The organism is Allorhodopirellula solitaria, from assembly GCF_007859855.1.
GTDB lineage: Bacteria > Planctomycetota > Planctomycetia > Pirellulales > Pirellulaceae > Rhodopirellula > Rhodopirellula solitaria.
In genome coordinates this window covers 726,206-746,040 of the sequence record NZ_SJPK01000002.1, presented here as the reverse complement: position 1 = coordinate 746,040, position 19,835 = coordinate 726,206, and the positions used below count along the sequence as shown (strand labels likewise).

The following is a 19,835-nucleotide window of genomic DNA, read 5'->3' as shown; positions in this document are numbered from 1 at the left end:
ATCAGGCAACATCTTGTTGGGCGTCCTGCGGGATCGAGCGCATTCCCAGCAGCTCAAGCGTGCGGTCGTAGGCACCTCGGTGTTGGTCAACGATTTCCTGGGCTGCGTGGCCGAGACGGTCTGCTGCGGGGATGTCCTCGAGGCAGCGCCGGACGAAGGACTCCAGTTCCTGCTCATCAGCGACACGAACAGCGCCGCGACCCTCGATCAGCTGGTCTGCGATCGTCGCAAAGTTTTTCGTGTTCGGGCCAAAGGAAACGGCACAGCCGTACCCAGCGGGCTCGAGCATGTTTTGCCCACCACGGTCGCCGAAGCTACCACCAACGGTCGCAATCTGGGCCACGCCCCACCAGTGTCGCAGTTCACCGATCGTATCGATGAGGATAACCTCGTCGCTATCCCATGAATCAGCGAATTGGCTTTCATTTTGGCTGCGTCGAATCACCCGGTCGCTCGCGCTGACGATTGATTCGGCGACCTGATCAAACCGTTCGGGATGGCGTGGGACGAGGATCAGTCGCAATTCGGGATGATCAGCTCTCAAGCGATGGTAGACTCTTATCGCCATGGCTTCTTCGCCCGCCTGGGTGCTGCCAAAGCACCAAACCCGATGCCAAGCGTCGACGCCTGCCCAGTTGATTCGCGCGGCGACTTCCGGTGTATCTCGCGAACGCGGTGCATTGTCAAACTTCAGTGAGCCGGTCACCCGAGTGCGTTCCGGCTCGGTGCCACAAGCGATGAACCGCTCAGCGGTTATTTCGTCTTGGCATCCGACCGCAGTGAGCGACGCGAACGAGCTGCGGAGTCGCCCGGAAAACTTCTGATACCGGTCGGAACTCCGCTTACTGAGCCGTCCGTTGATCACGCTGATCGGGCAACCTGACCGAGTTGCCGAGGAGATGAGATTCGGCCAGAGTTCGAGCTCTGCGAGCACCAATTGGTGACACTTGAGGTGTTGCAATGTGCGGCGGACCGCCCACGTGAAATCGAGCGGGCAAAAGAACACTCGCTCGTGTCCAAAGTGTTTGACGGCGAGATCGTAGCCGGTATCCGTTGAGGTGCTGATCACGACTGCCGCCTGCGGCGAGCGGATCGCCAACAGCCGCGCCAGCTCAGGCAGCAGATTGACTTCGCCGACGCTGACGGCGTGCAGCCAAATGGATTCCTCACAACCGGCAAGGAGTTCGCTCGCTCGCTGCTGTGATAGCCCGAGCAGCTTCTCAGAGGCACCGCGGCGGTATCGTCCGTAGCGAACACGCCGATAGAGGATGACCGGAGAGAGTAGCGTCAGGGCAGTCGCGTAGAGAACGTTGAGGAACATCCGTGCTTCCTAGCGGATCGGCAGTCGGCTTGTCCGACAACCATCCAAGTTTTGTCGTTTCTAATTTCAAAGCATTGCTCGCTCGTGTGACAAGCACATGAACGAGCACGCCTGCTGGTAACTGACAGCTTTTGCAGGATCGGCCACGGGGAGATGTCTCACCGGTTGATCGCGCGTCGCTAAGCCATTTTTCTCATGCAGCAGGATTTGTACTTTTTGCCACTGCCGCACGGGCATGGCGAGTTTCGGCCGACGCGAGGTTCGTCTTTGCGAATGGGCTCTGGTTTGATTTCCTCTCCTTCGCCACGTCCTTCGCTGCCTGATGCGGCTCGCTGTGCGGCGGTGTCGCTCGCCATACTGGCGACCGAACCGGCCTGGTTGGCGTCGTCGTGACGTGGCCGGGCATCCACCCACGTGCTGCGAATGAAGGCCTCATTGAATGATTCCATGCGGAAGATCAGTTCGGAGACACGCTCGCCGATCGATCCCCACATCGTTTCGAACATCCGCATCCCTTCGCGTTTATATTCGACTTTGGGATCCATTTGGGCGTAGCCCTTGAGCCCCACACTGCTGCGGAGATGATCCATCGTCAGCAGGTGATTTTTCCATGCATCGTCAACGATATTGAGCAGAATCTGCCGTTCCATTCGCCGCATTTCTGGGTAGAACCGGTCGTCGACGGCGCCTTGCACTGCGAGCATCAATTCGCCCCGATCCATTCGTGCGAGATCCTCGACCGTGGTGTCGTGATTCAGTTCACTGCCGAGCCACTCGACGAGCCTCTCCAGTCGCCCGCTGTCGCCACTGGCCAGCAAGGCGGTGGATTCGTCGTCCGCGGCTGAAAAGATCTCAGCGACCTTCGCATTGGCTTGTTCTTGGGCGTCGAGAGACTGACCTGCCGACGACTTGCTGTGCTGGATCAGTTGCTGTTTCAGATCGTCGCGATTGAGTTTGATCTCATCCACTGACAGATTGGTTTCGAAGCGACCCTTGACCCATTCGATCAAACCTTCTCGGTCGAGCGAGACTTGCGAGCCTTGGTTCTCGGTGAATCGAGAAATCCCTGTCAGCACGGGGTACTCGGCTTCCTTCTCGGTGTAGGCCGCTTCGGCGCGCTGCATCAGTGTTTCGGACACCTTGCGAGTATCCTCGGTATCGCGGAACTCATCCGGTGTGGTTTCGATACCAAACTTGTTTCGCATCCATGCGCACAGAACACGGAGGCCGTACTCGGCGTCGAGGAGTGGTTCGCCTTCACTAAGATCGGTGCTCTCGATCAGGGCATGGGCTTTCGCGATGAAATCGTCGACCATTTCCTCGCGTTCGAGTCGCTTGAGTTGGTGGTCTTGATAATTGGTCTGCAGACGCGTGTTTGCCCACGTGGCCATCGCTTTCCAGTTCCACTCGTCTTCCATGCCGCTGGGCAGGTTTTCTTCGACAGCTTCGGCGATGGTGACTTCTGATTTACGCTCGGCTTGATCCTTGGCGTAGCTATCGGCCATCTCGAAATCCATGTTCGAGAAATCGCGGGCATCGAGTTGACACTGCAGTTGCCCGCCGGCAAAAGTCGCGAAGGTTTCGATCCCATAGTTCGGATCGAGGAAAGTCTCCACGTGGGTATCGATCTCGGAGCGGATCAGGCCGAGAATCATGTTGCGTGAGGAGTGACCATCGAGCAGATTCTGTCGATAGCGGTAGACGCGTTTGCGTTGCTCGTCCATGACCTCATCGTATTCGAGCAGGCTTTTGCGAATTTCGAAGTTGCGTTCCTCGACCTTCTTCTGAGCTGCCGCGATCCGGCGGGTAACGAGCGAGGATTCGATCGCTTCGCCCTCCTGCATACCCATGCGTTCCATCACGCTTTTGACGAAATCTCCAGCAAAGATCCGCATCAAGTCGTCTTCGAGCGACAAGAAGAACCGACTGCCGCCGGGATCGCCCTGACGACCGCAACGACCACGAAGCTGCAGGTCGATCCGGCGTGATTCGTGTCGTTCGGTGCCGAGCACGTAGAGGCCACCGAGATCGCGAACCACCTCGCCTTCGGCGCTCATCTGTTCCTTCTCATCGATCTCGTCAACGAGCTTTTTCCAGACGTCGTCGGGCACTTCCAGCCGGGTCGGATAGGTGTGTTGCAATTGGGCCCATGCCATCGTCTCGGGGTTACCACCGAGGATAATGTCGGTACCGCGTCCGGCCATGTTCGTCGCGATCGTGACGGCGCCGATCCGGCCGGCTTGGGCAACGATATCCGCTTCCCGGCCGTGCTGTTTCGCGTTGAGAACGTCGTGTGGGATGCCGCGGGTTTCGAGCATATGGCTGAGCCGTTCGCTCTTCTCGATACTGACTGTGCCAACGAGAACGGGCCGACCGGCGCGTTCGACCTGCGTGATTTTCGCCCGCGGAATGCTTTCGGGCTGTTTCTCGTTCTTGGCAATCATGGAGACGGCGTCCTCCGTCTCGCTTTGGATCTTACCCCAGATTTCAGAACCGTCCTTGAGGGACAGCACATCCCACTTGTGAGCGCGTTCGACGTCATCGGCGATCGCGCGGAACTTGTCTTTCTCGTTGAGATAGATCAAGTCAGCATGTTCAATTCGCTGCAGCTCTCGGTGTGTCGGGATCGCGACCACGTCGAGTTTGTAAATCTTCCAGAACTCGTCGGCCTCTGTCATTGCCGTGCCGGTCATGCCCGATAGCTTTTTGTACATCTTGAAGATGTTCTGCAGCGACGCGGTGGCGAACGTCTGCGTTTCCTGCTTGATCGGCACCCCTTCCTTGGCTTCGCAAGCCTGGTGCAATCCATCGGACCACTGACGCCCTTCCATCAGGCGGCCGGTGAATTCGTCCACGATGACGATCTGTTGGTCTTTGACGACGTAGTTGACGTCGAGTTTGTAGAGATAGTGGGCTTTGAGCGAATTATCGATCAGGTGCGGCCACTCCATGTTCCCTGCGGTGTAGAAACTCTCGACACCGGCGAGTTCCTCGGCGGCGCGAACGCCATCGTCGGTGAGCGTCACATTGTGTTGTTTCTCATCGACGGTGAAGTGCAGCTCCTTTTGCAGCTGCCGGGCGACTCGATCCGCCTCGGCGTAGCGACCGAGATCGAGATCGGCTGGACCGCTGATGATCAGGGGCGTACGGGCTTCATCGATCAGAATATTGTCGACTTCATCGATAATGGCAAAATTGAGCGGGCCCTGGCACTGCTGCGCATCACTGGGGAAGCGGTCGTCGCCCTTGGCGGCCGGCCGCATGTTGTCACGCAGATAATCGAACCCGAATTCGTTGTTGGTTCCGTAGGTGATGTCGCACTGGTAGGCGGCCTGTTTTTCGGCGGTGCTCATACCGGACTGAATGGCGTTAATCGTCAGTCCGAGGTTCATGCACAATGGTGCCATCCACTCCATGTCGCGGCGGGCTAGGTAATCGTTGACCGTGATGACGTGAACGCCCTTGCCCTCGAGGGCATTGAGGTAGGCCGGCAACGTCGCCACGAGGGTTTTCCCCTCCCCAGTGACCATTTCCGCGATTCCGCCAGCATGCAACACCATGCCCCCAACCAATTGAACGTCGTAGTGACGCATGTTGAGAAATCGCTTGCCGCCCTCGCGACAGACGGCAAAGGCCTCTACGAGCAAATCATCGAGCGTTTCGCCTTCGCGCAGCCGCTTGCGGAACAACTCCGTCTGGGCGCGCAGCTCCTCATCGGAAAAGGCCTCGTACTTCGATTCCAACGCGTTGATCTGTTCGACACGTTCTTGTAGCTTGGCGACATGCCGCGCATTGGCCGAGCCAAAAACGCTGGTGGCAAGCTGGCCGACCCGTTCAAAGGTTCCGCCGAAAACGAGACCGAGGAGGTCCCAGAGACGCTCGAAAATGGACATAGAGTTTTTTTAAGGGTGAAGAATGTCGTGGGCGAAGCGGCGCGGTGGTGCCGAAAGGAAGCAAAAACCTGCGGTGAAGAACCCATCGGAAAACCTCGAAAAAACCTGCAGTGGACACTGTCGGCTCAGGGATTTCGGATAGATTCTTGCGTAAACCGTGCCAATGTTCCACGTTACGGGTTTGGCGAAATTGGGTCAACTGCGATCACATCACGCTCGCGACGACTCGCCCAGACGCGAAAGTCATCGGATTGAGCCGATTTGGCATGGATTTTGACTAGCGATGGCAGAGTTTGCAAACGCTGGGCCAGACTCTCCATCGCGAACCGTTCGCTAGCATAGTGTCCAAGCATGCCGAGCGTTAATCCCGTGTTTTCCGCCTCCAAGCAGGTGTGAAAGGTGGCTTCGCCCGTCAGCAGCATGTCGCAACCGAGGCGGTGGGCGGCGCCAACAAAGCTGCCACCACTGCCACAGGCGATGCCAATTCGTTGGACTGCGCGATCGCAGTCGCCCACCATCCGCGTCCGCGTCGCGCCAGAAAATACAGCCGCGGCTGTTAAAATTTCGTGTGCGGGCCGTGCTGCAGAAATTTCTCCATACCGCCCTGCCCCATCCTCAGCGGACAGCTGCGACGCGGGAAGCTTCTCCCCTGCCGGAATCAACACTCCCAACCTACTCAAGGCCAAGGACTCGCACCATTGATCGTTAATGCCGCCCGGCGCGGAGTCATAGGCGGTATGGGCGCTATAGAGAGCCGTTGCATTTCGGCATAGTCTCCACACGAGTTTCCCTGCAGCGGCATCGGTGGTGATTTTTCGCAGGGGCTGGAACGGCAGCGGGTGATGGGCGATCAGGAGATCGACGTCCTCTGCTTCGGCTTCGTCGACGACGTCGGGCGTGACGGTCAGACAAGTCATCACCCGCGACGCCGGTGCGGAGCGATCTCCTAACAGTAGCCCGACGTTATCCCAATCTTCGGCCAGTCGCAGAGGTGCCTGCTCAGCCATCGCTTGACAGAAGTGTTGGACTTGCATGATTTCCTATTCGAAATGGTGGGGATGTTGAGCTTGGGGGCAATGCTTGTTACTCGGCTGCAATGCGTGCCGGGGCGGGCTGTTGTTGGTCACGTCGCAGGGGGCTGTACCCCGCCAACGGCCCTAAGTTTGCCGGTTCATCGGCTGGATCTGCGAGAAATGTGCGATGGTAGAGCGCCAGCATCAGCAGGTCAAAATCGACATTGGAGACAAAATCAAAGCGTTCAATCAGAGGAATGGCCAGGTGGCGAGCGATCTCGGCTCGGCGACCGGGAGTTAAATAGTGCCGCCGCTCGACGTAAACGGCGAGCGTTCGGGCCATGCTCCGCGAAACGCAGTAGTCTCCGGGAATGAACGACGCTAGCGGCGCGGCGCGGGGATCGTCAATCTTTGTGATCGGCAACCGCCAAGATTTCTCGTCAACGATCACCATCGTACCAGCGGCGATGTCGCCGAGTCGTTGCATTCGCCGGGTGCAGATGACGCTGATCAAGCCAATGATTCCTGTCGGGATGAAGAACACAGGGGGCACCTCCATCGCGACTTGAGGGAGCGCCGACATGGGGGCCAAATCGGCGACCCGCAACAGATTGCGGACGACGGCCCGGCGACCGGTAATCGGGCATCCATCGACATCGATCACCCGGATCCCGAACATCCATTTCCCAACCGTCCGCCCATTGAAATAGGTCTCCATGACGGCGCCGTAGAACCAGCTGATGAGAAAATAGCTGACGAGAGTAACGCTAATGGCGAACGCCCCGAGCACCTCGATGGCCAGCATTCCGACCACAAACCACAACGTCAATACGATGCAGAGCATGATGCCGTAGCGAACCAACAGGTCAACGAGATAAGCGGGCAACCGCCGAAACGGACCCGCCAACTGGTACTCAAAGGCGATATTCTCCGGCGTCACGACCTCGATGGTCGTATCGAGCGGCCGCGAGACCGCGTCGGGAGAAGCTGTCGTCGAAGCATCTTCTCGTTGCCCTACGGCCGTTTCTGTGGTGCTCGCAGTAGCGGTATCGACGGTGGATGCGTTGGACATGGCAATTAATCTACCCGAATCTCGCTGTCCCAAGTAGCATTTGCTCGCGGACGCTCGTTTTTTGCTAAGTTTACGCAACCATGTCCCTTCGGTTCTGTCACCGGCGTCCGAAGTGCCTATCCGAAAAGGGGTCTGACCCTCTCCGGCGAGGCTGTTGAAAACCATGTCAAATGATTTCGCCTCCCAAGGGTCAGACCCCTGTTCGGGTAGGCGGTAAAAATTCCTCCGAGAGGATCTCGATGTCATCACCCGCAGACGACCCAGCCACTCCGGACTCCGATCTCGAATCGAAATCGGGGGAATCGTCTTTGGCTTATCGCACTCGTCCGTCTGCTGAGCCGGGGATGCCCAGCGGGATCCCTTACATCATTGGCAATGAAGCTGCCGAGCGATTCAGCTTCTACGGCATGAAGGCCATTTTGACGATCTTCATGGTCGAATATCTGCACTGGATGGGCAACTCTGCACCGTCGACGGGCGCAGGGATGAGTAATGCCGAAGCGACCGAGCATTTCCACACTTTCACCGCCGCGGCCTATTTCTTTCCCGTCTTTGGTGCGTTGTTGGCCGACGTCTTCTTAGGCAAGTATCGCACGATCCTGTACCTTTCGATTGTGTACTGCATCGGCCACGCGGCGCTGGCCCTGATGGGGACGCCACCGGTGAGCGCGGGCATGTGGCTGTTCATCGGTCTGTTGTTGATCTCGATTGGGTCGGGGGGCATCAAGCCCTGTGTGTCTGCCAACGTCGGCGACCAATTTGGGCAGTCCAATCAGCATTTGCTCACCAAGGTCTACCAATGGTTCTATTTCAGTATCAACCTGGGGGCATGCTTTTCCTCGTTGCTGACACCCTGGGTACTCCAACACTATGGGCCGCACTGGGCATTCGGAATTCCGGGCGTCCTGATGGCGGTGGCAACATTTCTGTTCTGGCTTGGCCGAAAGAAATTTGTTCACATCCCGCCGGGCGGAATGGCCTTCATCCGGGAAACCTTCAGTTGGACAGGGATTTCGGCGATCTTGAAATTGATGATCATCTTTTCGTTCATCGCCGTCTTCTGGGCGCTGTTTGATCAAACGGGCTCCTCCTGGGTACTGCAATCGAAGAATCTTGACCGCACCTTCCTCGGGATGACCTGGCTCGAATCGCAGATTCAGGCTGTCAATCCGTTCTTCATTCTGATGCTCATTCCGCTCTTTCAGTTCTTGATCTATCCCGCGATCAACCGTGTCTTCACGCTCACACCGATCCGCAAGATCTCGATCGGTTTGTTTGTGATGGCGGGCGGCTTCGCGATCGTGTCGATCCTGCAGGAGAGAATCGACTCGGGATTGGAGCCCTCCCTGGGCTGGCTGTTCCTGGCGTACATCGTTTTGACCGCTTCGGAGGTGATGGTCTCGATCACCGGATTGGAATTCGCCTACACCCAGTCGCCCAAGAGCATGAAATCGATTGTGATGGCGTTGTTCCTGCTCTCTGTTTCGCTGGGGAATGTTTTCACCGCCTCGGTCAACCACTTCATCCAAACCCCCGCTGTGACGGGATTGGTCAGCGATCTTACCCCCGACAAACTCACCCCCGGCGCCACGATCACCGACGGTGAGTTCACATCCACCGTCCTGCCCGTGGAGAGCGCCGATGCCAAAATTCGACAACTCTCGATTGCTGGGCCAGACGGTGCGACCGGCGGTGACGACGACATCGTAATCAGCATCGATAACGAGGGGCTGATGCAATCGATGTCCAACGCATCGAAGCCCATCTTTGAAGATGCTGCGGACAAGATTGAGCAATCGTTCTTCGCTGGAGCAAGCGAATCGGGCGATAGTCTGCCGAGTGTCGCGCAGATCAGCTCTTTGCTCGAAGGTCTTCAAGACGCGCATGGAAACCCGATCGAATACAAGCTGATTTCACGCGATCGCTACCAGCTTGTCTCCACAGGCGCCGACGGTATCGATGGCACGAAGTGGGACGAAACCCTGACAGGAATTCTGCAGCGTCCCAATGACGACGAGGAACAGGTAGCCTACAGCTGGCTGGAACGACGTAAGATCGAATTGCTCGGCCAAGGGGATCCGGAAAAGATCGCCGCAGCAAAAGCCGACATCGATCAGGCCCGGGGTGGCGGAACGGAGGCTACGTTCTCCCGTAATTACGCCATCGGTGGCCGGGTGTTGCTCGAAGGAGCCGCCTACTTCTGGTTTTGGACGGGATGCATTTTCGTCGCCGCTGTGATCTTCGTTCCTGTGGGTTATTTCTATAAAGAAAAAACCTACATCCAAGATGATTCCGAAGGCGTTCTGCACGAAAAATCGCTTGCCGACGAGTCTCTCTCATCATGACACGATTGATCGCCGAAAGCCCCCTGCTCATCACTCTGATGCTAGGAATCCTAGCTGCGAGTTTGATCTATGGATGGTTGCAATCGGGACGGAAACAACTCGCCATCGCGGGAGCCATTCTTGCCTGCCTGATTCCTGTTGCTTGGATTGTGTCGGAGAATTGGGTTACCGATCGCGAGCAGATCGAGCGTTTGATTTATCAAACGGCCGACGCAGTCGAAGCGAATGATCACCAGCGGGCTGTCGCCGTCATCGGGGACGAAGGTGTTCGCCGAAGAGCGCTCCTTGAGCTGCCGCAGTGGGAATTCAGTCAAGCCGACGTGGGCAGCATCCGCAGTATTCGCCTGATCGAGGAGACAGTCCCGATGCAGGCGGACGTGGATATGACAGTGAAAGTCGAAGTCAGCAACCAGCGAGGTGGCTTGCATAATTTTCGTGTGCCCCGGCGACTACTCCTTACTTTGGAAAAACGCGACGGCCAGGCCGATCAAGCCAATGGCGGTTGGGTCGTGACGCAGTACGAGCACCTGCCAATCGTCGGTGCTTCAGGCAACTTTTCGAATCCGGCGCAGTAGTCTCCCTCGCTTAGCAAGTTCCTATGACGCTTCCACGCTTTCTCTCGCTCGATGGTATCGACGGTGTCGGCAAGTCGACCCAGATCGAACGGCTCGCGGAGTGGCTGCGTGGCCAAGGCGCCGATGTGCTCGTCGTCCGGGACCCTGGCACGACCGAGATCGGGCAGCAACTTCGCGGGATGTTGCTCGATGGAGACCTGACGATGCACCGCCGCACCGAAGCGATGCTGTTCATGGCGAGTCGCTGTGAAATGATCGAGACGGTGCTGCGACCAGCCCTCGAGGCCGGCAAAACTATCATCTCAGATCGTTTTTTGCTCGCCAATGTGGTCTATCAGAGCACCAACGATGTTGAGGGCACTCCACAGGTATCAGCGGAAACGCTCTGGCAGATGGGGCACCTCGCTTGCGGCGGTTTGCACCCCGACCTCACGCTGCTGCTGGACCTAACAGTCGATCAGGCCTACGGGAGACTCGGTGAAAAAGTGGACCGCATGGAGGCGCGAGGATGCGACTATCTCGAGCGGGTTCGCCAAGCGTTCTTGCACCAGCTCCCTGCGACGGGCGGGCGAGGCGTCGTCGTCTCGGCAGCAGGTGACGTCGATGAGGTTGCTCAGCGTGTCATTGATGCGGTGCGGGAATCCTAGTCATCTTGGCTCGGCCGTTTGAGCCGCGCCCGATCGCCTTCAGCAGACCGTATCGGGCAACCGCCCTTCCTGACGAACCGACTCGATCGCTCCCTCCAATACCTCGTTGTAGTACTTCAACCGGGTTTCTGCCTGGTCGAGTGAGCCACCGAAAGACCTTTCCAGATCGAGGTAGATCAGTGGTACGGGAAGCTCAATCACCCGCAGCTTCGCGGCAGCCGCTTGCACCCACAGCTCCAGTGGCATGGCGTAGCCGTTGTTGGTGATCGTCATCGCTCGCAGCGCAGCAGCACTGTAGGCTTTGAACCCGCAGAACGCGTCGGTCAGCTCGAACCCCAACCGCTCATTCAACTCGGCGGTGATCCGCCGGTTGATCGACATGCGCTCCGCAGGCGGTTCGTCATCGCCTTCGTATTTTTTCAGGTAACGGCTGCCTGAAACGATGTCCGCAGCTGCCGCTGCCTCGATAAAACTCGGAATTCGGTGCGGCTGGTGTTGGCCGTCGCAATCCAACGTGACCAAGCCCGCGTAACCATGATCGAGCGTGTATCCAAAGGCACTTTGCAAACCCGCACCGTATCCACGGTTCTGGGTATGGTGGATGACGTCAATGCGATCGGGCATCGCTTTTTGCCGCCCATCGAGCTTGTCGGCGGTCCCATCCGTGCTGCCATCATCGACCACTAGGATCCGATCGCTATGCCGCAGTACTTGATCGAGCACGTCGTCGAGGTATTTAACCTCGTTGTAGACCGGCAACGCGGTCAACCAATGCGACGAATTCGTTGGCGACGAGGTCTCTTGGGGAGCGGTATGATTGCGAACAGGATCAGGCATGGATGCTTTCAATGTGGAACGAGTGGAAGGATCGTTATCTTGATAATGGCTCAACGGCACATTTTCCCGTCACCGCGATTGACTCCATGACGTCCGAACAGCGGAAATTCGGCGGAGCAAATCGCTGAAAGTTCATTTTCATGGTGTATGATTCTGGTAAACCGACCAGTGCCACCGCCCCCAATTTCGAGTTTGATTCGGACGGTCTATAATGAAGCCTCAACTGTCACCATCCCATTCTTTCCTGATCGCCGCTACCCTGTTGGGCTTCATCGCACTGGCAGGGACCGGCTGCGAACCGCCTCAGTCACCGCAACCGGCCCCGGCGAAGACTCCCGCCCAATTCGATACTGATATTGACAGCGATAAATTAGTCCTCGTTAAATTCGGAGCCACGTGGTGTCCGCCTTGCCGCGAAGTCGATCGTGAACTCGAGGCTTTGTCTGGTCAGCTCCCCGCCGATGTGGAGGTGCTGAAAATCGACGTCGACGAGAGCCCGGAATTGGCCCAGCGATATGGTATTTCGAGCATTCCCGTGCTGATGCTGGTGCGTGAAGGGAACATTCTCGACGACGAGATCGGCTACATGAGCGGCGACAAGATCCAAGACTGGATCGCAATGTATCGCAGCGCCGATCCAACGAACTAGTTGGGTTCGCTGTGGGGCGAGCGGGAAACTACTCAGGATTGGCCGTGCATCTTTTGCCGGGCTCGGTGCAGTAACGGGCCGATCGTGTTCTCGTTAACGCCTACCGCCTGGCTGATCTCGTGGTAGGTCTTGCCTTCGAGATGATACATTCTCACCACATGTGCTTCGCGGGCATCCAGGCGACTGAGCAGATGCTCGATCTCCTCGGCATTATCGATCCGCTGAATCTCTGTGATCGAACTGCCGGCAACCTGTTGATCGGTGGCGACCTGGGGTGGCACACGTGTCCCATCCACCACCGTATCACGCTGGCTTTGATGCAGCCGGCGGACGATCACACGCCGAGCGATCACAGTTAGATAGGTGGCTAACGAGCACTGTCTGCGGAACCGGCGTAGGACCGCAAAATCGTGCCGGATCAGTACCAAGAAGACTTCCGCGACGTAGTCATCTCGCGTTGCTTCATCAATCTTAACGCCGCGACCCGCCGTCGTCCGGTGCACGACATGGACAACCAAGCCAACAAAGCGATCGACAAAATTCTCCCACGCCCGCGGTTCACGGTCTAAGCAACGCTGCAGCAGAAGTCGATCGACGTCGGAAAGGCTCACGTGTGAACTCGCGAGAAAGGAAACGAGAGGGCGGCCAAGGAAAGTCTCATCAAATGCAGATGGGAATCCAATCGTTTTCGGCCAATCTGACCCCGCCATTAACCTTGCATGGTAAGTCGAACCGGTGCGCAGAGCAAGTTTTCGTTTTGCTCATCGGCCATTTCACTGCAACCCGGGCGGCCGGGACGACACGATTATCCGGGTTACCCCATCCGATACTGCAACGCGGATCGATAGCGGGACACACCCTGAGCAAATCCGGCCGCTCAATCGAGTGGCTCGGTGGAGCCCTTGCCTTCGCGGTCCCCAACAACGCCTTCCCTGTCTGCAGGCTCCCTGTCCGCCCGTTCCTTGCAGACCGGTTTCTTGTCTACCGGAATCGTTCTCGGGGCAGCCTCGCGAAGCTGCACTGAGTTTATGGCGACAGGACCGTCACAGCCCTGAGTTTCTGTTAAAATCAAACCTCTCATGTGCCCTACCCTGCCCCTTTCGCCCCGAGCCTTTCGTGAAACTTGCTCCATGGATCGTCGCCGCCTGTTTCTTCCTTCCAGGGGCTGCGCCCGCTGACGAACAATCCGCTCGCTCGAGTGTCGATTCCGACCGTTCACGACCGCCCAACATCGTGTTCTTCTTTGCCGATGATCAAACGACCAGCACACTCGGGTGCTACGGCAACGAAGTCATTCAGACCCCCAACATCGACTCGCTTGCCGCTGATGGCGTGCGTTTTCGCAACGCGTTTGTCAGCCAATCGATCTGTTGGGTTAGTCGTACCACAATCCTTTCCGGCTTGACCGGGCGCAGCTACGGTACCTCGGCGAACCCCGAACTGACGCGTCCCGATGCCGTCGCTGAGCTCTACTCGGACATCCTGCGAGACCACGGTTATCGAACGGGTTACTTCGGCAAGTGGCATGCAAAAATGCCAAAAGGCTTTCAGCGGGAGGAACATTTCGACGAGTTCGAAGCGATCGGACGCAACCCGTACTATAAAAAACAGCCCGACGGAAGCTTGCGTCATGAAACTGATTTGATCGTCGACCGCGGCATCGAATTTCTCAGCGAGCAACCCAAAGACAAGCCGTTCGCGTTGAATCTGTGGTTCAATGCCTGCCATGCCGAAGACGGCGACCGCCGACCTGGTATCGGGCACTATCCCTGGCCTGAATCGTCCAATGGGATGTACGAAGATGTCACGATCGCTCCGCCACCACTCAATGCGACGGAGGTCTTCGAGGCACTGCCTGACTTTCTCAAAACAACTATCAATCGCGAGCGATTTTTCTGGCGTTGGAATACCGATGAGAAATATCAAACGAACATGCGTGCCTACTACCGCATGGTTAGCGGTATCGACCATGCCATCGGACGGTTTCAGGAGGCGCTTCGCGAACAGGGACTCGCTGACAATACGATCATCGTTTACTCCGCCGACAACGGCTACTACATGGCCAACCGAGGACTGGCTGGAAAATGGTCGCACTATGAAGAAGCACTGCGAGTGCCCCTGATCGTCATGGACCCACGAGCCGCTGAATCTCAGCGCGGGACGACGACCGATGCGATCGGTCTGAACCTCGATCTGCCTGCCACCTTCTTGGACTGGGCCGGCGCCGAAATTCCCGAGCGATATCAAGGTCACAGCCTCGCACCTGTCGTCGCGGGTAACCCACCTCAAGACTGGCGCACGGAATCCTTCCACGAACACTTCGCCGTCCGCAATCGGATCCCCGCCTTTGAAGGTCTGCGCAACGAACGGTTTAAATACGTCGTCTATTTTGACGACGACAACTACGAGTTCCTGCATGATCTGAAAAACGATCCCGATGAACTCGTCAATCTCGCCGGCGACCCGGATCACGCCTCCATCTTGAACGACATGCGCCAGCGACTGGCCGAGCGGGTCAAGGAGCTCGGTGGGCCGCTGGATAAACTCAAGGCCCCCTTCAGCCAGTCGACGGTGCCTCATCCAGAGATCGCCGCAAACGTCGGTGCTCGAGTCGACGCAGATGGCGTTGTGGCCGTATTCGATGGCAAAACACTGCGTCGTTGGTCCGGTGATTCCAAATATTGGTCGGTCCAGAACGGGGCCCTGACGGGAGTCACGGACGGCTCACTGAAACGAAACCACTTCATCACCTGGAAAGACTCCACGGTGCGAAATTTTGATCTACGTGTGAAGGTGAAGGTCAGCCAAGGAGGCAATAGTGGGATTCAGTACCGCGGTATCTCCCGACCCGATATCGGATTGGACGTCGTCACGGGGTATCAATGCGATGTCGTTGCCAACACACCCCAGTACAACGGCATGCTGTATGAGGAGCGGGGACGCCGTATTCTGTCACACACCGGCGAGAAAGTCGTCGTCGATCCAGAGGGACGTTCCTGGGTCGTCGGCACGACTTTGGGCAGTGACTCCGAGATCGCACCCGCCATCGCCCCGGATTCAATCGACTTCGACACCGAGAAATGGCACGATTACCGCGTGCTCGTTCAGGGCAACCACCACCAGCACTGGATCGACGGCAAGCTGACGACCGACCTGATCGACTTCGACGAATCAGGCCGTTCACTCGAAGGTGTCTTGGCGGTACAGGTCCACGTCGGCCCTGAGATGAAGATCCAGTACAAAGATTTTCAGCTCAAAAATTTGCCTGACGACCTCCCGTTGCTCCAGGCCGATGATCATCCCATTCCCGACGACGCCTACCTGGTCCGTCCCCAAGGCAAACTCCCTGCCGATTGGTCCGCACCAACCTACGGCGATCACTAGCCGCCAGCCGAAGCTGGTCATCGCCATTGACGAACGACAACGCATACTCCCCGCCGCGACACGAACCTGAGCCCGAACGTCATGCGAAGGCCGTTGGTACAGCCGTGGCGTCTCTTGTCATTGCCTTCGTGGTCATGTTCTTGCTTCACCGCGGTGTCGCACTCATGGGCCGCGACGCACGTCCTGCTGCATTTTTGGGTTTCGCACTCCTGTACCTACTCTGGCCGCTCTTTGCGCTGATGCCGCCACGGCCGTACCTGTTGGGGATGGTCGCTTTTCCACTATTCGGAATCTGGCTCGGCATGACGTTCACCGGCGACATGGGGGCAGAGTCCTACATGTTTGCGGCTCAACCGCCTTGCTTTGGTGGCTTGGTTGGCGTTGTTGGCACGGCATGGATTGCAATCCACCGGGCGATGAAGGGTCGGTGACTTGGCAAGATTATTGGAGTACGAGAGCCATCCCTAGAAAAACCCTTCCCCTGTGCTCTGCGCACGCTTCCGTCGGATGAGCCAAAATTACTCAGTTCGTATGGCAAACAAGCTATCCTTATCAGACCGCCTGTCGATTGTGGACGCTGACTACGGTCGCGACTTTGGATGGCATGTTCTTTCGCCCGCTGGTGATCCAGTTGCCAAACTGTCCGATCCTGAGTTCACGGACACCTTCTGGACCTCCTATGTGGTTACTCCAATCGCCGGGCAGGATGAGACGCTGACTGCGGCTTTCTGGAGCGTCGATTGTCACCGCATTCGCAACATCGCGTTTCCGTGCTGTCTCGTTGATACATTCGGGCACTTCAATATCGCGACCCGTCGCGTGACCCTGCGTTCGGCGTACATCCGCGTCCAGTTCAGCTGGTTCGACCGGATTCGGAAGCCGCTGTGGTTCGTGCGACGTTGGCCCTACTGAGAAACTCAGCGATGGGCCAGTTGGGTTTCGCCTCACGGATCCTCTGGCAAGGCTTCGTCTCTCTCTTGGCGGGCGCTCCCGTTGGTATGCTTTTTCTTGAGTAGCAACTCACTCGAGTACGCCAGTACATCGACGGCGATGTCGGCGATGATGGCGCGGCCTCGGGCCAGCCACGCGGCAGCGAACGACCAGACCGCAATGGATTCCATCCAGAATAGAAAGTGGTAGGAGTTCAGGATCTCTTTCCAGTGCCTATTGAGTAAGAATAAGTAGACGCCCATGGTGAACATGCTCAGCAGGATCACCACGCCACTGGTCCGGTAGATCCACTTTCGCTCCCAGAGGTGCGGCTCCGCTTCCAGGAGTGACTCGCGTGGAAAGTGATACAGGGAATAGAAAGCCAGCGTCAGAAAGAAGACGCCACCACTGAGGGTATGCAGGTATCCATGGACCGACTTCTGCATCAACGGGTCGCTGTGGAAGTCCAAGGGGCATAGCGCGATGCCAAGAGCGGAGACGCCGCCCAGGTTCGCGGTCCAGTTTTCCGCCCATCCGTAGCCTTGGTAGCAAAACAGGAAAACGCCGATCGCACACAGAGTTCCCACGAAGATATCCCGCATCCCGGTGTGGTAGTAGCTGCTCATATTCTCTTGGATCGGGATTCCCGCGAGCCAGCCGCCCACCAACAATACTACCGGCAGCGCCAGGCCACTGATCCCGATCGCGCGCCGGATCGTCAGGTAGGAAACAACCAACACGCTGGTTCGGTCGGGCAGATCGGGAATCGTACGCAAGCAAAGAGACCTATTGGAGGATGGGGACGACGACGCCAGTTTGCAAGCCGTTCACCGTAAAAACAATCGGTAAACTGGGTTGTTCGATTCGTCGGTACAGCGGTAGCCCAGTGAGTCGATGAACTCGGCGAACGCGGGCAATTCTTCATCAGGAACCTGGATCCCGACCAAGATGCGTCCGTAATCGGCGCCCTGATTGCGGTAATGGAACAGGCTGATGTTCCAATTGGGGTGCATCGCCGAGAGGAACCGCATCAATGCACCGGGCCGTTCGGGAAACTCGAAGCGATAGAGTCGCTCGTTCTCGCCGAGCTGGCTGCGCCCGCCGACCATGTAACGCAGATGTGCCTTGGAAAGATCGTCATCGACGAGATCCAGAGTCGAAAAACCTTCCGCAGTGAGTGCCTGGCTGATCTCAGGGACTTCGTCATGATTTTCGATCGTCAGTCCGACGAGAACATGAGCTTCCTTCCGATCCGAGAGCCGGTAGCTGAACTCGGTCACATTTCGCTGGCCAATCGTCTGGCACAACCGCATGAAGCTGCCCCGCGCCTCAGGAATCGTGACGGCAAACAATGCTTCGCGACCTTCTCCCGCCTCGGCTTGCTCGGCAACAAAACGCAGCCGATCGAAGTTCATGTTGGCGCCACAGGTGATCGCAACGAGTTCTTCCCCTTCGAGATCGTGTTGGGAGATGTAGCGTTTCATCCCAGCAATCCCCATCGCGCCGGCGGGCTCAAGAATACTGCGGGTGTCTTCGAATGCGTCTTTGATCGCAGCGCAGACCTCGTCGGTATCGACGGTAATGAAGTCATCGACGAGTTCACGGGCGAGCCGAAAGGTTTCGTCGCCCACTCGCTTGACCGCTGTCCCGTCAGAAAACAGACCCACATCAGCGAGCGGAACCGGATGTCCGGCGCGGATGGACTCAATCATGGCGTTGGAGTCCGACATCTGCACGCCGATGACCTTTGTCTCCGGGCGAACCGCTTTGATGTAGGACGCAACACCTGAGATCAGCCCGCCACCACCGATCGCCACAAACACGGCGTGAATCGGGCGTTGGTGTTGCCGCAAAATTTCCATCCCGATCGTTCCCTGGCCCGCGATCACATCGGGATCGTCAAAGGGATGCACAAAGACATACTGATGCTTCCCCATCAGTTCCATCGCGTGGGTGTACGCATCGGAATAGCTGTCGCCGTACAGAGTCACCTCGCCCCCGAGGGCAGCTACCGCATCGGACTTGAGCGCAGGCGTCGTGACGGGCATCACGACCACGGCCCGGCACCCGAGCTGGCGAGCACTCAGAGCAACGCCTTGCGCATGGTTCCCTGCCGAGGCGCAGATCACGCCGCGAGCGAGTTCGTCGGCCGTGAGATGAGCCATTTTATTATAGGCTCCCCGCAGCTTGAAACTATGGACAGGCTGCTTATCCTCGCGTTTGAGCCAAATCTGATTGTTCAGACGCGCTGATAGTCGAGCGGCGGGGTCCAGCGGCGATTCCACCGCCACATCATAAACCTTGGCGTTGAGGATTCGTTGCAGATAGTCCAGTAAACGGGTTTCCATCAATACTCATTTCCATAAGACGCAGCGTGTTGGAACGCGAGCAAGCATCCTATCGGATCGCTAGTGAATCGGCGAGTGTTCCGCGTGTTCGTCGCAAGCAAACATACGTAGGGCCGGTTCCCACCGGCCGTATACGCCGGGGAGCTGCACCCGATCTCAGCGGACCAGCCAAGTGGACGGCCCGTGGGAACCGGCCCCACGAGCGAACGTAGGGCCGGTTCCTACCGGCCATATGCACCGGGGAGCTACACCCAATCTCAGCAGACAAGCCAGGTGGACGGCCGGTGGGAACCGGCCCTACGAGCATCTGTAGGGCCGGTTCCTACCGGCCGTATGCGCCGGGGAGCTACACCCAATCTCAGCAGACAAGCCAGGTGGACGGCCGGTGGGAACCGGCCCTACGAGCATCTGTAGGGCCGGTTCCTACCGGCCGTATGCGCCGGGGGAGCTGCACCCGATCTCAGTGGACAAGCCAGGTGGATGGCCGGTGGGAACCGGCCCTACGAGCATCTGTAGGGCCGGTTCCTACCGGCCGAATGCGCAGGGGGAGCTACACCCGATCTCGGTGGACCAGACAGGTGGATGGCCGGTGGGAACCGGCCCTACGAGCATCTGTAGGGCCGGTTCCTACCGGCCGTAGGCACCGGTGGGCTGTGACCGATCGGAGCGGACGAGGCCGGTCGGAACCGGCCCGACCGCGCATAAAAAAACCCTCCAGTTTAACCTGGAGGGTTTCTTTAAAAGAACAAAAATCTGGCAATACCTACTTTCACGCTGGTGGGCACTATCATCGGCTCACAAAGCTTGACTGCTGTGTTCGG

At 57.7% G+C, this 19,835-nt stretch carries 15 protein-coding genes; 7 read left to right on the top strand and 8 right to left on the bottom strand.

Going from position 1 to position 19,835, the window contains the following annotated elements; translation table 11 throughout:
- Window position 1: 1 nt before the first annotated feature.
- The 4 genes from CA85_RS06060 to CA85_RS06045 all read right to left on the bottom strand — a co-directional run bounded on the left by CA85_RS06060 (window position 2) and on the right by CA85_RS06045 (window position 7,299).
- On the bottom strand, window positions 2-1,321 hold the full coding sequence (locus CA85_RS06060) for a 3-deoxy-D-manno-octulosonic acid transferase (RefSeq protein WP_146390373.1): 1,320 nt from the start codon (window positions 1,319-1,321) through the stop codon (window positions 2-4).
- 179 nt (window positions 1,322-1,500) lie between these two features.
- A complete protein-coding gene (locus tag CA85_RS26015) occupies window positions 1,501-5,214 on the bottom strand; it encodes a preprotein translocase subunit SecA (RefSeq protein ID WP_146390372.1) in 3,714 nt (1,237 codons plus the stop codon).
- A 173-nt stretch (window positions 5,215-5,387) separates the two neighbouring features.
- Window positions 5,388-6,248: a Nif3-like dinuclear metal center hexameric protein gene (locus CA85_RS06050; protein WP_146390371.1), complete on the bottom strand. Its 861-nt coding sequence runs from the start codon at window positions 6,246-6,248 to the stop codon at window positions 5,388-5,390.
- Between the two features lie 49 nt (window positions 6,249-6,297).
- On the bottom strand, window positions 6,298-7,299 hold the full coding sequence (locus CA85_RS06045) for an RDD family protein (protein ID WP_146390370.1): 1,002 nt from the start codon (window positions 7,297-7,299) through the stop codon (window positions 6,298-6,300).
- Window positions 7,300-7,538: 239 nt separating this feature from the next.
- Here CA85_RS06045 and CA85_RS06040 point away from each other — a divergent pair, with 239 nt between their 5' ends.
- From CA85_RS06040 to tmk, 3 genes are read left to right on the top strand one after another with little or no spacing between them, the layout of a single operon-like run.
- Window positions 7,539-9,644 carry a POT family MFS transporter gene (locus CA85_RS06040; protein WP_146390369.1) on the top strand — a complete coding sequence of 702 codons (2,106 nt, stop codon included), beginning with the start codon at window positions 7,539-7,541 and terminating at the stop codon, window positions 9,642-9,644.
- A complete protein-coding gene (locus tag CA85_RS06035) occupies window positions 9,641-10,219 on the top strand; it encodes a hypothetical protein (protein ID WP_146390368.1) in 579 nt (192 codons plus the stop codon). Before CA85_RS06040 ends, CA85_RS06035 begins: the two co-directional genes overlap by 4 nt.
- Window positions 10,220-10,242: 23 nt before the next feature.
- A complete protein-coding gene (gene tmk, locus CA85_RS06030; protein WP_146390367.1) occupies window positions 10,243-10,866 on the top strand; it encodes a dTMP kinase in 624 nt (207 codons plus the stop codon).
- 39 nt (window positions 10,867-10,905) lie between these two features.
- Here the strand turns inward: tmk and CA85_RS06025 are convergent, their stop codons facing one another.
- Window positions 10,906-11,703 carry a glycosyltransferase family 2 protein gene (locus CA85_RS06025; protein WP_146390366.1) on the bottom strand — a complete coding sequence of 266 codons (798 nt, stop codon included), beginning with the start codon at window positions 11,701-11,703 and terminating at the stop codon, window positions 10,906-10,908.
- Window positions 11,704-11,914: 211 nt separating this feature from the next.
- On the opposite strand from CA85_RS06025, the gene CA85_RS06020 reads away from it, so the two are divergent.
- Window positions 11,915-12,352: a thioredoxin family protein gene (locus CA85_RS06020; RefSeq protein ID WP_146390365.1), complete on the top strand. Its 438-nt coding sequence runs from the start codon at window positions 11,915-11,917 to the stop codon at window positions 12,350-12,352.
- A gap of 32 nt (window positions 12,353-12,384) precedes the next feature.
- Here the strand turns inward: CA85_RS06020 and CA85_RS06015 are convergent, their stop codons facing one another.
- The gene (locus tag CA85_RS06015) at window positions 12,385-12,963 is read right to left on the bottom strand and encodes an RNA polymerase sigma factor (RefSeq protein WP_146390364.1); all 579 of its coding nucleotides are present in this window, start codon (window positions 12,961-12,963) and stop codon (window positions 12,385-12,387) included.
- A gap of 505 nt (window positions 12,964-13,468) precedes the next feature.
- On the opposite strand from CA85_RS06015, the gene CA85_RS06010 reads away from it, so the two are divergent.
- The 3 genes from CA85_RS06010 to CA85_RS06000 all read left to right on the top strand — a co-directional run bounded on the left by CA85_RS06010 (window position 13,469) and on the right by CA85_RS06000 (window position 16,648).
- A complete protein-coding gene (locus CA85_RS06010; RefSeq protein WP_146390363.1) occupies window positions 13,469-15,736 on the top strand; it encodes a sulfatase-like hydrolase/transferase in 2,268 nt (755 codons plus the stop codon).
- 104 nt (window positions 15,737-15,840) lie between these two features.
- Complete coding sequence (locus CA85_RS06005) at window positions 15,841-16,167, top strand: hypothetical protein (RefSeq protein WP_246112544.1); 327 nt, start codon at window positions 15,841-15,843, stop codon at window positions 16,165-16,167.
- Window positions 16,168-16,267: 100 nt separating this feature from the next.
- Window positions 16,268-16,648 (top strand): hypothetical protein, encoded by a 381-nt coding sequence (locus tag CA85_RS06000; RefSeq protein WP_146390361.1) that lies wholly within the window; start codon window positions 16,268-16,270, stop codon window positions 16,646-16,648.
- 32 nt (window positions 16,649-16,680) lie between these two features.
- Here the strand turns inward: CA85_RS06000 and CA85_RS05995 are convergent, their stop codons facing one another.
- Window positions 16,681-17,442, bottom strand: coding sequence for a hypothetical protein (locus CA85_RS05995; RefSeq protein ID WP_146390360.1), 762 nt, complete (start codon window positions 17,440-17,442; stop codon window positions 16,681-16,683).
- Between the two features lie 51 nt (window positions 17,443-17,493).
- Complete coding sequence (gene ilvA / locus CA85_RS05990; RefSeq protein WP_146390359.1) at window positions 17,494-19,014, bottom strand: threonine ammonia-lyase, biosynthetic; 1,521 nt, start codon at window positions 19,012-19,014, stop codon at window positions 17,494-17,496.
- Between the last annotated feature and the right edge of the window lie 821 nt (window positions 19,015-19,835).

What these genes read in the sequence shown, in the direction of transcription:
- CA85_RS06060 (WP_146390373.1), bottom strand. Translation starts at nt 1,321, where the DNA reads ATGTTCCTCAACGTTCTCTACGCGACTGCCCTGACGCTACTCTCTCCG.
- CA85_RS26015 (WP_146390372.1), bottom strand. Translation starts at nt 5,214, where the DNA reads ATGTCCATTTTCGAGCGTCTCTGGGACCTCCTCGGTCTCGTTTTCGGC.
- CA85_RS06050 (WP_146390371.1), bottom strand. Translation starts at nt 6,248, where the DNA reads ATGCAAGTCCAACACTTCTGTCAAGCGATGGCTGAGCAGGCACCTCTG.
- CA85_RS06045 (WP_146390370.1), bottom strand. Translation starts at nt 7,299, where the DNA reads ATGTCCAACGCATCCACCGTCGATACCGCTACTGCGAGCACCACAGAA.
- CA85_RS06040 (WP_146390369.1), top strand. Translation starts at nt 7,539, where the DNA reads ATGTCATCACCCGCAGACGACCCAGCCACTCCGGACTCCGATCTCGAA.
- CA85_RS06035 (WP_146390368.1), top strand. Translation starts at nt 9,641, where the DNA reads ATGACACGATTGATCGCCGAAAGCCCCCTGCTCATCACTCTGATGCTA.
- tmk (WP_146390367.1), top strand. Translation starts at nt 10,243, where the DNA reads ATGACGCTTCCACGCTTTCTCTCGCTCGATGGTATCGACGGTGTCGGC.
- CA85_RS06025 (WP_146390366.1), bottom strand. Translation starts at nt 11,703, where the DNA reads ATGCCTGATCCTGTTCGCAATCATACCGCTCCCCAAGAGACCTCGTCG.
- CA85_RS06020 (WP_146390365.1), top strand. Translation starts at nt 11,915, where the DNA reads ATGAAGCCTCAACTGTCACCATCCCATTCTTTCCTGATCGCCGCTACC.
- CA85_RS06000 (WP_146390361.1), top strand. Translation starts at nt 16,268, where the DNA reads ATGGCAAACAAGCTATCCTTATCAGACCGCCTGTCGATTGTGGACGCT.
- ilvA (WP_146390359.1), bottom strand. Translation starts at nt 19,014, where the DNA reads ATGGAAACCCGTTTACTGGACTATCTGCAACGAATCCTCAACGCCAAG.